1 protein-coding gene is annotated in these 608 nt (G+C 57.4%); it reads left to right on the top strand.

Annotated features, from left to right (window positions below; translation table 11 throughout):
* The first annotated feature begins 57 nt into the window (after positions 1–57).
* Positions 58–456 carry a type II secretion system pilot lipoprotein GspS gene (gspS, locus tag SO140_RS46305; RefSeq protein ID WP_049209458.1) on the top strand — a complete coding sequence of 133 codons (399 nt, stop codon included), beginning with the start codon at positions 58–60 and terminating at the stop codon, positions 454–456.
* Positions 457–608 lie beyond the last annotated feature (152 nt).

The following is a 608-nucleotide window of genomic DNA, read 5'->3' as shown; positions in this document are numbered from 1 at the left end:
GCCCGGCATCCGCTCACCTAAGATCATTGCATCACCCACAGGTTTCCGGGAGTGCCCATGTCTACTCTGTTTCGCACGTCTCTTTGCGGCGCGGTGGCGTTGCTGCTGCTTGCGGGTTGTCAGCAGACGGCGCATCGACCGGCGCCGCCGCTGCAGGCGCAATTGGATCACATCGCTCTGATGCTGGCCGGCGGGCATTTCCTGCGCGTGGACTGCGGGCGCAGCGACGTGCCGGACGACGTGAAATTGCAACGCACCGCGATGCGTGCGGCGCAGCATCGCGGCTGGGATACGCATGCGGTAGGGTATCGACAGTTGCCGACGCTCACCCAGGCGCGTTACCTGACTCTGCAGCAGGACAATCAGCTGCTGACGGACAAATGCGCCACGCTCAGCCGCAGTACTGCGCGTTTTATTGCGGCGGCGCAGGCCGATCAGGAAGACTACATGGAGTAGCGTTGGGTAAGCCTGTCGGGCGCTCGTTACGGGCGCCTAAAAATTCTTTGCAGGATAACGATTTATCGATCATCATTTGAAATGATGTTTCACTTTTATCAAAAAAAAGAAACGAAATAACGGATATTAGTTAGAGGTGGATTGGTAGTGGA

It is taken from the genome of Bradyrhizobium sp. UFLA05-108 (assembly GCF_059803455.1).
Note: the sequence above shows the minus strand (reverse complement) of the source record. Positions and strands in the feature narration are given on the sequence as shown.